We start from the raw sequence: 13660 nt of genomic DNA, 5'->3' as shown, positions 1-13660 counted from the left end.
TGCTCAGGCTCCCGCATCCAGACTGCGCCCCAGCTCGCTGATCATGCAGGTCACCGAGTCGGCGTTGGCCAGAATCGTGTCGATACGCTTGTCGCTGTTGCTCATAAACACCGATCGCGCCTCCTCCAGTGTGCGGGCGCCGGTGGTGCTCAGGACTTTATCGCGCAACGGCGCGGTCAAGCGGCGGCTGCCGAAATCCTCCCATTGCTGGGAAAACGCATCCCAGGTTCTGAACAGCATGCTGGCAGGTGTGGAGATCGACAGTGCGTTATCCCGCAGGTTATCCAGGTCGGTTTTCATCAGCGTGGCGCCGTTGATGGCAACGTTGATGAGGTCCGGGAAGGGCCGCATGCTGTCCAAGTAAGCCAGGTCTTCGGTCAGCGATTTGATGTGGGTGATCTCGTGTATCAGCACCGTGGCGCGCGCATGGGCGCAGATGTTGAACGGCGTGGTCAGACGGTTCTGATAGATGTCCATGGGCGGGTCGAAGAAGCGGTCCAGCAGGTAGATCTTGTGGTCGGCATCGTCGGGCACGACGAAGGCAAAGGAATCGTGGGGGCTGTACCGATGGGTGCCGCTGACAAACCGCATCGAGTCGGGCCCGATCAGGGTGTGATTGATCAGCTCATCAAGCACCTCGTCAATGCGCCGCTCGACCCTTCGCACTTGTTCGGGCGCCAGCGAGACAACGCCGAAAAATTCACTGAAAAAACGCCCCAGGCGGCTGCTCGGTTCACGAAGCGTGGCGAAGTGCAGCAAGTTGCGCTTGCAGGTCACCGCATAGTAAGTCGCCACATTCAGCGCTTCATCAATGCATTGGGCCTTCCAACTGGATAGCGCGGCGATCTCGCGCATGCCCACGGCTTCAATGTTGATGGCGTTCCGTTCGGCCAGGCGTGTGCTCATTTTGCCGGCGTAGCGGCTCAAGGTTTTGCCGTAGCGTGGGTGATGGCGGTCGAGGTCCAGCGTCCAATGGCCGTGGGCGTTGCGCTGTACATAAGGGCCCAGCCGATCGCCCTTGCTCAGGCGCCAGCGTTCGCCGGCGCGTTTTACCGGATAAACTTTTCCCGCCAGCGGCAGGAAATTGCGCGAGGTGGTGTCATCCCGATACACCTGGTTGGCTGAGCTGAATGACAAGTCGCCGAGGGCGTCATCGTGGTGTTCAAAACCGCGCAACTGTGTGCGTTCGGGCGCGGTTATTGCCAACTCGTCCAGGTTGGCGGCTGCGGGGGCAGGCGCTTGCAGCCACCGCTCCACTGAGGGCTGCTCTGCAGGTGGCGGCGTCTGTTGCAGGGGCCTGTCCAGCGCTTTGCGCAACGAGGCCAATTCAGCCACGCCGAGGGCGAAGGTTTTCAGTGCGTGCCTCCAGCGGTGCGCCTGCAGGTTTTCAGCGGAGTTTTTGAACAGTTGATAGCTGCGCCACACCACCAGCGGATAGGCCAGTTTGCCGGCCAGGAACTGGAGGCCGTTGGGGATTTCCTGAGTGAGCAGGCAAGTGATCGCATCCCAATGGGTCTTGCCCGACGGGGCAAACTGCGCGCTTAGCATCTGCAGCAGCATCTGCACGTTGTCCTCAAACAGTTGCTTGAGCAGGTTGCCGCCCACGGGCGTTGCGCCGAGGGTGATTTCTGCCAGTCCGACGTGCCAGCCCTTGTCCAGCAGGTTGCGATAGGTGGCGCGCCGCGCGCCCTCCAGTTGCCCCACGATCCAGTCCTGCAGTGCGCCGGGGTTGGTGAACTCACTGAGCAGTGCCGCTTCGCTGGCGAATTCCTTCAGCAAATGCTGGGGGCTGAAGGGCGCGTACAGCACCAGCGGCCCGGACGCGCCGGCCTGCGGACCTATCAGGTAGCAACCCAGCGCCCTGGCGCTTGCTGCGCCTTCGGTGGCGATCAACTCCAAGTGGCGGACGGTGGCCGAGCTGCCACTCACGCTGGCACGCGCCACTGCATCGGGCATGTCAAACACTTGCTGGATGAGGCTCCAGGCGTTGGCAGACAGTCGCTCATTGAGCATCTGCTCATGGGCGTATTGCAGGAGTTGCCAGGGTAACTGCCGGCAAAACAGGGTTCGCCGCGCGCGCGCGTCTTCGCTTGGTTGCTTGAGGTGGGTGATAAGCCGTTGCTGGTAGATGCCTTTCAAGTCCAGTTGGCGCACCAGTTGCACGACGGCATCGCCGTCCAGCGCCGCCGGTAACGGCGTGGCGGTGCGCGAGCTTGGCCGGATGCGCTCGGCATGCAGGTCCGGCAAGTGCCGCAGGGCGAAATCGGTGAGGGTCTGCGTGTGGCCGTCCAGGTCAATACGGCAGGGAATCAGGATGTTATCGGGGTTGAGCGCTTGTTGGGCAAAGCGAGCATCGAGCAGGCTCGTCAACGTGTTAACGACCTGCTCGCGCAGGGGCGTAATGCTGTGCAGATAGTCACGCTCCTGCGGCGCGCTGAGGCGGTACTGCTCAAGCAGTTCGGCGTGCAGTATCTGTTCATCCGGCGACGCCATGCCCAGCCAGACCGGCAGTGACTGCTGGTGGATCATCGCGTGCGCCATGGCAATCGCCCTGGGCAGGTTGGACGGTGGCGCGCGGCGGATCAATGCGTCCATGCAGTCCTGGAAGCGCTGCACGCCGGGTTTCATTGCCAGTAGATGGTCAATCTCGTCGCGCAGCCAGGCGCTGTAGGAGCGTTGGCGGTTATCCAGCAGATGATCGTCAATGCGTTGCAGCGGGCCCAAGCGGTAGGTCTGGTGGGGCATGCGCCTGGATACCGGCAGGTTTTCGAGCAAGGGCCAGCAGGCCAGCGGATCTTGCAAGCGTTGCCCCAGCACCTCACCCAGCGCCTGGATGGATGCAAACGCCTCAAACCCAGAGCGCGGGGTCCACAGCAGGGCCGCGCCGGAGTGATCGGGGTCCAGGCCTCCGCGTTCGGTCAGTACAAAACAGTTGGCCAGGGGCTGGGGCAGGGCGGCTGCGTCACTGCAGAGACTCAGGGCGTATGCGTCCGGCAGGAAGCCGTTGAGCCCGTGACGGCTGGCGCGGCTGCGCAGGCTGTCGGCGTTGAGCACGCAGTCGAGCAGCGCCAGTTGCTGCGGCGACAAACTTTTGTATAACCGGCTCATCTCGGCCTCGCCGCTCAACCCCTGCAACAGGCCATGGCTTAGATGGGCCTGGTTGTTGTCCAGCAGCAGGTGCGGCAGTTCGCGCAGCTCGTGCTGGGCGAAGGTGCTCATCACCTGCTCGATGATGGCATTGAAGCTATCGACGCTCAGGTTGTGCAGTTGCCGGGCGGCGCCTTCACTGCGAAGGCCGTAGAACCAGGTCAGGGCCGAGGGCGTAAGCGCTTCGGCCTGACCGGTCACCCGCGCGATAAAGTGCGCGACCATGCTCGAAGACGCCACGGGCAAGCGCTCCTCACGTTCCTGGGCCGGGGTGGCATAGGTATTGATGCAGACATCTTCGGCGTCGAGCGCCAGCTGTCTTTTCGCCAGCTCCAGGTCCAACGCATGGGCCGCCAGCACGCCCAAGGTCGGATGTTTGCTGCGCCCCATAGCCATGGCGGTTTCAACGGCCTGCAGGCGCTGCAGATGACGTTTGGCGGTTTCCGCCAGCACGGTGCTGGGGTGCCCATTGCCGCTGGACACGGGGTGAACCGACCAGCGCCCGCCGGCGTCCTGCACCAGCAGACGGCTATCGAGCAGGGTGCGCACGTCCAGCGCATGGTCGAGCAGCGCGGCGAGGTCGATGTCGCTGGCGCTGCGGCGGTACACGCCGAGTGCATGCTCAAGGTTGTCGAACTGCTTGGCGACGATGTCTTCGAGCATGTCCTGGAAGACATCGCCCTGCATCGATTGTCCGCTGACCTGAACGTGATCCATACCGATATACACGCTGCGTTCATCCAGCGAGAGAAAGTTGAGCAGCTCATCCTGATGGCCGGCGGCCTTGAGCATCGCCAGCAGCGTGTCGTTGAGGTCGTTCAGATCCTTGAGCACTTGCAGACCGCGGGACTGGGTGTAGAGGTAGGTGTGTGCCTTGCTGATCATCAACGTGCTGGCGAGGTCGACGTAATGTTGATAGGGCGCGTGAATACGCACCTTTTCTATGCGCAAATCATCCGCGGGCGCTGTGCTCGCGGCCGAGTCCAGCAGGAACGCGGCGCGCAGTTGCTGGCTCTCTGGGGTGGAGACAATCGCGTTTTGGCGTTTGAGCAACAGATCGGCGCGAAATTTTTCGCGCATCACCCGCGCACAAAACGTCAGGCGCGACTGGCCCGCGCTGACGTCTTCGTTCCAGTAGGTCTGTAGCAGGCTTTTCAGTAACGAGGAAAGAATGCCGCTGGTTTGTTCGATCACACTGTCCCAGCGCTGCTGGTCGAGGGCGCGTTGGTCCGCGGTCAAGGCGCTGCTGTCGTAGCCGATATTGACGAACGAATGAGTTTGATCCTGGGGCCAGGCTTGTTTGGCATAAAACTGCAGCAGTGCATCGCGCAACGGTAGTGAAGCCAGCCAACGACGGTCTTTTTGCTGCGAGGCGCGGCTGAAAAAATCCACCCGCGTGTCGGCCTGTTTCAACTTTGGAAAGAAGGAACGGGCCATGATGCCGAGCAGGCTATCAAGCATCCCGTGCAGGCTCGGCAGCTTGCGCAGCTCATTGAGGAGGACAGCTACGTTCTGCTGCTGGCTCGCCAGAATGGCGTCCTCCTGATCCTGCATCACCGCGCCCTGGATGATGGCGGTGGTGATTGTTACCGGCGCGTCTACCGGCAGCGCGTCACGTTCAGCGATTGATATAAAGCACAGCAGGTCGTCTCGCTGCGTTGGTGACTGCATGCGCTCGTGCACCGCAGCAAGCAGCACGGCGCGGCTGTCGAACAGCTCCAGCCCGCCGTAGGGGGTATAGAGCACGGCTTTATTGTCGTCCGGTGTCGGACTCATCAGGAACGCGCCAGTCAGGGTCAGCGCGGGTTTGCCAGGACGGTTGATCAGCAGTCGCTCCACCTGCATGGGGTGCGTGTGCAGGGCCGCATCCTGGCGGGCTGCATCCGTGGCGTAGTAAAGCGTATGCAACCACTCCAGATCCTTGACGGTAAATCCCAACGCCCGCTCCCGTGGTGTTGGCTGTTTACGCCCGGCAGGCAGCAGGAATTCGTCGAAAAAGTACGGCGGGGAAAGCGTCGCCATGGTGCTCGCTCCATCAAACTGGCAGTTACGAGGCTCCACGGTAGGCGCTTGCGCCAGGGGCGGGGCCGTAGATAACTGCTTCGGCGGCAAGCGGACGTTGACAGCAAGCACAGGAGGCGTTGTTTAATCGACGGGTCTGGATTGTTGTTGTCTCTTCCAATTATAAAATCGGAGCTACAGATGTCTGCCCAGTCCCCGATCATCGACAGTGCTACAGCATTCATGGGTTTCAACGAGCTGAAGGCGTTGCTGCAGGCGATCTTCGTCAAGCACGGCACCTCGCCCGACGTCGCGGCGATCCTTGCGCACAACTGCGCCAGCGCCGAGCGCGATGGCGCTCACAGCCACGGCATCTTCCGCATCCCTGGTTACCTCAGCACCCTGGCCAGCGGCTGGGTCAACGGCCAGGCGGTGCCGGTGGTCACCGACGTGGCGTCCGGCTTCGTGCGGGTCGACGCCGGCAACGGGTTCGCTCAGCCGGCTCTGGCGGCAGCGCGTGGGTTGCTGGTGGACAAGGCCCGCAGCGCCGGTATTGCGTTGCTGGCGATTCACAACTCCCATCACTTTGCGGCGCTGTGGCCCGACGTCGAACCCTTCGCTGAAGAAGGCCTGGTGGCGCTGAGCGTAGTCAACAGCATGACCTGCGTGGTGCCCCATGGCGCCGACCGCCCGTTGTTCGGCACCAACCCCATCGCCTTCGCCGCACCGCGTGCCGATGGCGCGCCCATTGTCTTCGACCTGGCCACCAGCGCCATTGCCCATGGCGACGTGCAAATAGCCGCGCGCAAGGGCGAGCGATTGCCGCCGGGCATGGGCGTCGACAGCCTCGGCCAACCCACCACTGACCCTAAAGCCGTGCTCGAAGGCGGCGCGTTGCTGCCGTTTGGCGGGCACAAGGGGTCGGCGTTGTCGATGATGGTCGAGCTGTTGGCGGCGGCGTTGACCGGAGGCAACTTCTCCTTTGAGTTTGATTGGGCTGATCACCCAGGCGCCCGCACGCCGTGGACAGGGCAGTTGTTGATCGTGATCGACCCAAGCAAAACCGCTGGGCAAAGCTTTGCCGAGCGCAGCCAGGAACTGGTGCGGCAGATGCATGCGGCAGGGTTGCGCAGGTTGCCGGGGGATCGACGTCATCGCACGCGGGCGAAGTCGTTGGAGGTGGGGATTGAGCTGGAGGCTGAGGATCTGGCGCGATTACAGGCGCTGGTGACTGACTGAGAAGGGTTTGGCGCAGCTTGAGTGTAGGCGCTGGTTTGTCAGCGATAGCCGTTTGCCGGGGGGCATTAGATCAAGATCACAGACAGATCAAGAGCCAGGGCAACGGCGCAATAGCATCAGCGGTGTGGTTGCTATTGCGCCGCTTGCTTGATCAGTTACGACGACCCAGCAACAAACCCACTACCAGGCCAAAACCTGCGGAAATGGCCACGGTTTGCCACGGGTGGCCACCGATGTAGGTTTCGGTGGCATCCACCACTGGCTTGCTACGCTCGCGCACGTTGGACACTGAGTCCAGGGCTTGCTTGAGTTTGATCGCGACCTGCTCGCGCAGGGTTTCGCCTTCTTCGCCCACCAGGGCGGCGCTGCTTTTGAGCAGTTTGTCCGACTCTTCGATCAGCGCGGTGAGTTCGCTGAAGGCTTGATCCTTGATCTGGTCTTCGACAGCTTGGGCAGCAGTTTTGCGGGCCATTGTGTGACTCCTTGCGAGTGAATGTGACAGTGAACAATGGAGTATCGCGCGATGGCAAAAGTTGCAGTTTTTTTGCTTGAGCGCAGTTCCAGCCAAAATCCGAATCAGGAAATTTCGACCTACAGTGTAAGATGTCGCCTATTTGTGCAGCAGGTAATTCAACATGAGCTTCAATCTCGCCAACAAGACCCTCGCCGAACGTGCCGAGCTGGAAGATGAAAAGTCCCGCCTCTATGACCTGTGGCAAACCAATCTGGGCAAGGCCAAGGGCGAAGCGGCGCGGTTGTTCGGTGAGCGTGCCAAGCGCAAGGGCAAGTGGGCCGAGTGGGTCCGCGCAGAGCTTGATGGCATGTCACCGCCAGAGTTTTCCAATATGGTGCGCAGCGAAGTCAATAAGCTGATGGCAGCGGCGAAGTAAAGCTGGCGGCAATCGCCTCACGTACTTTGAGCAACATAGGGTCCAACTGGGCCTGTGTCCGCCAGCCGAGTTCCACGGGGTAGCGCGGCAGCGCCAGCGGGCAGGGCAGTACGCGCAGGCCTGTCATCTCGGCGATCGCCTGTGCCGCATGCCCCGGAATGGTCGCAACCGCTTGGCTGCCCTTGAGCAAAAACGGCAGTGCGGCAAAGTGGCTGGTCGACGCACACACTTGCCGGCTCAGCCCCAGCGCTGCAAGGCCCTCATCCGTAATCCCAATAAAACCGCCGGACGACACCAGCACATGCTCGCGGCTGACGAACTCTTCCAGGCCGATGCTGTTCTGGTCCGGCGCAAGACTGCCGGGGTCTACCAGGCAACGGTAGTCTCCTTCCGCCAATACCTGTCGACTCAAACGGTTCTGCGCAAACCCGCCGGCGGTAATTGCCAGATCGAGCGTGCGGTCGAGTAGGGCGCCTGCCACTATCTGGCTGTGGGTCTGGCGAAAGATCACGCGCAGTTTCGGTAAACGTTGAGCGATCTCCTGCATCAAGCGGCGACCGTAGGCGATCTCGAAATCATCGGACAACCCCACTACCACGGAACGCCCTTGGTAATGCGGGTTATCCGGGTTGACCATCGCCAGGCTCTGCCGGCAACGGTCCAGCGCCTCGCTGATCACCGGCTTTAACTGATTGGCCCGCAACGTCGGCGCCAAGCCTCGGCCGGTGCGCACGAACAGCGGGTCGCCGTACACCTCGCGCAAGCGTCGCAAGCCCGCACTGATGGCTGATTGCGTGACGCCCAGGCGCAATGCCGCGCGGCTGGCGCTGGATTCGTCGTGCAGCGCTTCGAAGGTCTTCAGCAGGTTCAGATCGACCTGGGCGATATTCATTTGGCTCATATCATTCAGTGCTGAGGTGGGCTTTATTCATGATCACGGCTGGCCGGAGAATGGGCAACCCCCCTAATTCGGAGTGATCGTAATGCCTGTTTCTACTGTGGCAGCTTTGCAACTGGGTTCGTTGCCGGACGGCAAGGCGGCAACCCTTGAACAAATCCTGGGCTACGAGGACGAGATCAAACGCAGCGGCGCGCAATTGGTGGTCATGCCCGAGGCGCTGCTGGGCGGCTATCCCAAAGGCGAAGGCTTCGGCACACAACTGGGCTACCGCCTGCCCGAGGGGCGCGAGGCGTTTGCCCGTTACTTTGCCAACGCTATTGATGTGCCAGGCGCTGAAACCGAGGCGCTGGCCGGCTTGTCGGCGCGCACCGGCGCCAGCTTGGTCCTGGGTGTGATCGAGCGCAGTGGCAGCACGCTGTATTGCACCGTGCTGTATTTCGAACCCTCGGGTGGTCTGGTGGCCAAGCATCGCAAGCTGATGCCCACCGGCACCGAACGGCTGATCTGGGGCAAGGGCGATGGCTCCACCTTGCCAGTGATCGACTCCGCAGTAGGGCGTCTCGGTGGCGCGGTGTGCTGGGAAAACATGATGCCGCTGCTACGCACGGCGATGTACGCCAAGGGCGTCGAGGTCTGGTGCGCGCCAACAGTGGATGAGCGCGAAATGTGGCAGGTGAGCATGCGCCATGTGGCCCATGAAGGGCGCTGTTTTGTGGTGAGCGCGTGCCAGGTGCAAGCTTCGCCCGAGGCATTGGGGCTGGAGATTGCCAACTGGCCAGCAGGCCGTCCGTTGATTGCTGGCGGCAGTGTGATTGTCGGCCCCATGGGTGACATCCTCGCGGGGCCGTTGCTGGGTGGGGCTGGGCTGTTGACGGCGCAGATCAACATCGATGACTTGGTGAAGGCGCGGTACGACTATGACGTGGTGGGGCACTACGCTCGCCCGGATGTGTTTGAGCTGACGGTGGATGAGCGGGCCAAGCCGGGCGTGCGCTTTGTTACAGACTGAACCGGGTCTAAATGTGGGAACGGGCGTGCTCGCGAAGACGCTGTGTCAATGGGTGCATGTGTGACTGACCCACTGCCATCGGGGGCAGCCCCCTCCCACAGTTGATTTCAGCGTTTGGGTCATTGGGATTCCAACCACTCCTCGCGGGTCATCTCCCAGATATCCCGTGGGAAGGTGCCTTCGACAAACTGCCCCTCATCGGTCCTGATCAAGCGCATCCCCGTACGCTCGGAAATTCGCCGCGACCCCAGGTTGGGCGCTGCCTTGGGGACACGCATCACGGGGCGTTGCAGCACGCCGAACCAATAGTCGGTCACCGCCGCGCTGGCTTCGGTCATCAATCCCTGGCCTTGCCATGCGGGCGCGAGCCAGAAGCCACGGTTGTTATCCACTTCATCCATCAGGCTGACGTTGCCGATCAGTTGTTCAGGCGCGGTTTTGAGGCGGATTGACCAATGCCATTCCTCGCCCCGTGCCATGGCCGGCAAGGCCACGTTTTGCAGATAGGCGAGGGCTCCGTCAGCCGGGTAGGGCCAGGGCACGAGGGCGTTGAGGTAACGCACCACGTCCCAGTGGGGAAAGTGCTGTTGGACGGCGTCCGCATCGTCCAGCGTCAGCGGGCGTAGGATCAGGCGTTCGGTGTAAAGGGTGGGCAACGCATCCATGTTGCAGAAACTCCAGGTTTACCAAGTGGCAGTATTGGGTAGGTCCAGGGTGCCGCGATCCACAAACCGCATCGTGCCAAACAGCCCACCCGCGAGTTTGCCGCGCAGCACATACGGCAGATTGTTCAAGCTTTGGGTCTGGCTCAGGCCCAGGGTCTGGCGCAACACCGAGAACGCAGAAACGCTGACGGGGACCCTCAGAACGGCCTCGGAAAAGCGTGGGATGCTTCCGGCCTGATCACTGACACCCGACGCCAACGGCCGGCCATTGACCTCCAGGTCCAGGGCCACGCCGTTGTAGTCGATCGCCGTTTCATTGGGGTTTTGCACCCGCAGTTTCACGACGAAGCGCACTTCCAGTTCCTGGCTTTGCAGTGGCTCGATGCCCACCACATTGATGTTGACCGGGTCGCGGTTGGGGAACAGCGCGCAGGCGCTCAAGGTCAGCAGCAACAGTGGTAGAACCATGAGCTTGCGCATACAAAGGGTGCTCCTATTTCGTGACGTCCGGGTCCTGCATCACTTTGAGGGTGGAGGACTCCGGATCAAATTCATCTTCTTGCAGTTCTATGAACTCTTCCGGCAGGAAAATGTTCAGCAGGATCGCACAGAACGCGCCCACGGTAATCGGCGACTCGAAGATGTTGTGCAGGGCTTTGGGCAGGTCACGCAGTACTTCCGGCACGGCGGCGACGCCCAGGCCCATGCCCAGGGAGATCGCCACGATCAGCACATTGCGCCGGTGCAGCCCGGCTTCGGCGAGGATCTTGATGCCGGCCACGGCCACGGTGCCGAACATGATCAGGGTTGCGCCGCCCAGCACCGGCTTGGGCATCAGTTGCAGCACCGCGCCGATCATCGGGAACAGCCCCAGCAGTACCAGTAAACCCGCGATGAAGTACGCCACGTAGCGACTGGCCACGCCTGTCAGCTGGATCACGCCGTTGTTCTGCGCAAAGGTCACCATCGGCAGGCTGTTGAACGTGGCCGCCATCGCCGAGTTGAGGCCGTCGGCCAGCAAGCCGGACTTGATGCGCTTGATATACAGCGGACCCTTGACCGGCTGCTGGGAAATCATTGAGTTGGCTGTCAGATCACCCGCGGCTTCCAGCGGCGAAATCAGGAAGATCACCGCCACCGGGATAAACGCTACCCAGTCGAACGAGAAACCGTACTTGAACGGCACCGGCACGCTGATCAAGGGCACGTGGGGCAAGGCGGCCAGGTCGACGCGGCCCAGCCACCAGGCGACCACAAAGCCCAATGTCAGGCCGATTACGATCGAGCCCAGGCGCAGGAACGGGTTGTTGAAGCGGTTGAGCACCACGATGGTCACGAGCACCAGCGCCGCCAGGCCCATATTGCTCGCGGCACCCAGGTCACTGGCGCCGAAGCCGCCGGCCATGTCGGTGACCGCCACCTTGATCAGCGATAAGCCCATTAAGGTAATGATGGTGCCGGTGACCACCGGGGTGATCAGCTTGCGCAGTTTGCCGATGAATTGGCTCAGGACCACTTCGATAAACGCCGCGAAAAAGCAGATGCCAAAGATGGTCGAAAGGATTTCATCGGTGCCGCCGCCCCGGGCCTTGACCATGAAACCCGCGCTGAGGATCACGCTGATAAACGAAAAACTGGTGCCTTGCAGGCACAGCAGCCCCGAACCGATCGGGCCGAACTTGCGTGCCTGCACAAAAGTGCCGAGCCCCGACACAAACAGCGCCATGCTCACCAGGTACGGCACTTCGCTTTCCAGGCCGAGCACACCGCCGACGATCAGGGTTGGGGTGATGATGCCGACGAAACTCGCCAGCACATGCTGCAGCGCGGCAAAGATCGCTGCGGTGAAGTGTGGGCGGTCTTCCAGGCCGTAGATCAGGTCGGATTTATAGCGCTGGCGGGGGGCTTGAGCGTCAGACAAGTTGAGGGCTCGGGTCAGAAAATGGAGGCGCAGGATGCCAGAAACCGCTAGTCGTCAGAAGTGTAAAAAAATATTTATGAACCCCCTGCATAAAATGCTGCAGCCGGCCGATACCGTTTATAGGCCCACCCCTCAATAACAACAGTGGGCCAAGGTCTGAGCGGTGCGTTGACACCGGCGGATCGTTTCGCGGCAGGGACGCGCGCAAACACTACTCCTGAGAGTCTCGCCTATGTCCCTCCGTCACCTGAATATCGCCCCTCGTGCTTCTCTGGGTTTCGCGTTCATCGCGCTGTTAGTGGTTGTCCTTGGAGTGTTTGCGGTCAACCGCATGACCCTGATTCGCGAGGCGTCAGTGGCCATGAGTGCCAACCTGCTGCCCAGCGTGACGTACCTGGGCACGATCACGGAAAACGTGCTGCGCCTGCGCATCCTGTCATTTCGCGTGCTGGTCAACCGTGAACCGGCCGCTTTGCAGGAAGCAGAAACCCGCATCGGTGTGTTGGCCGACAAGGTCAAGACCGCCCAGGCCGGTTACGCCACGCTGCCCGCCGGGCCGGAAGAGGCGGCTTTGTACAAGACATTTGGTACGACCCTGGACAACTACCTCAAGGCCCAGGCCGACATGCTGACCCTGTCCAGGCAAGGCAAGGTCGATGAAATGCGTGCGCTGATCAACACCCGTATCAAGGACGGCACCGATCAGATGGGCGAACAGCTGAACAAGTTGATTGCCATCAACGCCGCTGACGCCAAGACCGCCGACGCTGAAGCTGGGCGAGGGTACGACAGTGCCATCACCGGCGTGATTATGGTCTCGGTCGCCGCCGCGTTGCTCACCGTATTACTGGCCTGGTTGCTGACCCGCAGCATCGTCACGCCGTTGCGCAAAGCCGTGACCGTGGCCGAAACCATCGCCGCCGGCAACCTCAGCAGCACCATCGCAGACGACGGCAACGACGAACCGGCTCGCTTGATCGGCGCCCTGGCCGCGATGCAAGCGAACCTGCGCCAGACCATCCAGCACATCGCCGGTTCGGCCACCCAACTGGCGTCTGCCGCCGAGGAGCTCAGCGCGGTCACCGAAGAAGCCTCCAAAGGCTTGCAGCAACAGAACAATGAAATCGATCAGGCGGCCACCGCGGTTAACGAGATGACCGCCGCAGTCGAAGAGGTGGCGCGTAATGCGGTGTCCACCTCTGAGGCGTCCAGCCAGTCGAACCAGGCTGCACGGGAAGGGCGCGACCGGGTGGTGGAAACCGTCGGCGCGATCCAGACCATGACCCAGGACGTGCAGAACACCGCCGCGATGATCGAAGGCCTGGCCACTCAGGGCCGCGATATCGGCAAGGTGCTTGATGTGATCCGCGCGATCGCTGAGCAGACCAACCTGCTGGCGCTCAACGCCGCCATTGAAGCGGCCCGCGCCGGTGAAGCCGGGCGTGGCTTTGCGGTGGTGGCGGACGAAGTACGGGCCTTGGCTCACCGCACCGCGCAGTCGACACAGGAAATCGAAAAAATGGTCGCCGGCATCCAGAACGGCACCGGTGAAGCGGTGCAATCGATGCAGCAGAGCAATCAACGTACCCAAAGCACCCTGGAAATGGCCCGCGCTGCCGGGGTGGCGCTGGAGCAGATTACCCAGTCGATCAGCCTGATCAACGAGCGCAACCTGGTGATCGCCAGCGCCTCGGAGGAACAGGCTCAGGTGTCCCGCGAGGTGGACCGCAACCTGGTGAATATCCGCGACCTGGCCACCCAGTCGGCGGCGGGGGCCAACCAGACCAGCGCTGCCAGCCATGAACTGTCACGCCTGGCGGTGGATTTGAACGGGATGGTGGCCAAGTTCGTGATCTGACCCACTGTGCAAAGCAATCAAATGTGGAA

Annotated in this window: 10 protein-coding genes; 4 read left to right on the top strand and 6 right to left on the bottom strand. The window is 61.8% G+C overall.

Going from position 1 to position 13660, the window contains the following annotated elements; genetic code table 11:
• Positions 1-3: 3 nt before the first annotated feature.
• On the bottom strand, positions 4-5169 hold the full coding sequence (locus CKW32_RS21215) for a dermonecrotic toxin domain-containing protein (RefSeq protein ID WP_095185902.1): 5166 nt from the start codon (positions 5167-5169) through the stop codon (positions 4-6).
• Positions 5170-5349: 180 nt separating this feature from the next.
• On the opposite strand from CKW32_RS21215, the gene CKW32_RS21210 reads away from it, so the two are divergent.
• Positions 5350-6387 (top strand): Ldh family oxidoreductase, encoded by a 1038-nt coding sequence (locus tag CKW32_RS21210; RefSeq protein ID WP_095185901.1) that lies wholly within the window; start codon positions 5350-5352, stop codon positions 6385-6387.
• A gap of 151 nt (positions 6388-6538) precedes the next feature.
• Here the strand turns inward: CKW32_RS21210 and CKW32_RS21205 are convergent, their stop codons facing one another.
• Entirely contained in the window at positions 6539-6859 is a 321-nt protein-coding gene (locus CKW32_RS21205) for a YqjD family protein (protein ID WP_032887039.1), read from the bottom strand.
• Between the two features lie 163 nt (positions 6860-7022).
• On the opposite strand from CKW32_RS21205, the gene CKW32_RS21200 reads away from it, so the two are divergent.
• Entirely contained in the window at positions 7023-7277 is a 255-nt protein-coding gene (locus CKW32_RS21200) for a hypothetical protein (RefSeq protein WP_003190904.1), read from the top strand.
• Here the strand turns inward: CKW32_RS21200 and CKW32_RS21195 are convergent.
• Positions 7249-8169, bottom strand: a complete 921-nt coding sequence (locus tag CKW32_RS21195; RefSeq protein ID WP_095185900.1) for a LysR family transcriptional regulator — start codon at positions 8167-8169, stop codon at positions 7249-7251. The genes CKW32_RS21200 and CKW32_RS21195 overlap by 29 nt on opposite strands.
• A gap of 91 nt (positions 8170-8260) precedes the next feature.
• Here CKW32_RS21195 and CKW32_RS21190 point away from each other — a divergent pair, with 91 nt between their 5' ends.
• The gene (locus CKW32_RS21190; protein WP_095185899.1) at positions 8261-9187 is read left to right on the top strand and encodes a carbon-nitrogen hydrolase family protein; all 927 of its coding nucleotides are present in this window, start codon (positions 8261-8263) and stop codon (positions 9185-9187) included.
• A gap of 119 nt (positions 9188-9306) precedes the next feature.
• Here the strand turns inward: CKW32_RS21190 and CKW32_RS21185 are convergent, their stop codons facing one another.
• The 3 genes from CKW32_RS21185 to CKW32_RS21175 are packed head-to-tail and all read right to left on the bottom strand — an operon-like array spanning position 9307 to position 11773.
• On the bottom strand, positions 9307-9852 hold the full coding sequence (locus tag CKW32_RS21185; protein ID WP_032887035.1) for a GNAT family N-acetyltransferase: 546 nt from the start codon (positions 9850-9852) through the stop codon (positions 9307-9309).
• Between the two features lie 18 nt (positions 9853-9870).
• Positions 9871-10332: an LEA type 2 family protein gene (locus CKW32_RS21180; protein ID WP_095185898.1), complete on the bottom strand. Its 462-nt coding sequence runs from the start codon at positions 10330-10332 to the stop codon at positions 9871-9873.
• 13 nt (positions 10333-10345) lie between these two features.
• Entirely contained in the window at positions 10346-11773 is a 1428-nt protein-coding gene (locus tag CKW32_RS21175) for a nucleobase:cation symporter-2 family protein (protein ID WP_095185897.1), read from the bottom strand.
• 232 nt (positions 11774-12005) lie between these two features.
• On the opposite strand from CKW32_RS21175, the gene CKW32_RS21170 reads away from it, so the two are divergent.
• Positions 12006-13631 (top strand): methyl-accepting chemotaxis protein, encoded by a 1626-nt coding sequence (locus CKW32_RS21170; RefSeq protein WP_032887031.1) that lies wholly within the window; start codon positions 12006-12008, stop codon positions 13629-13631.
• Positions 13632-13660: the final 29 nt, after the last annotated feature.

This window comes from Pseudomonas sp. Irchel 3H9, from assembly GCF_900187495.1.
In the GTDB taxonomy this organism is placed as follows: Bacteria; Pseudomonadota; Gammaproteobacteria; order Pseudomonadales; family Pseudomonadaceae; genus Aquipseudomonas; species Aquipseudomonas sivasensis.
Note: the sequence above shows the minus strand (reverse complement) of the source record. Positions and strands in the feature narration are given on the sequence as shown.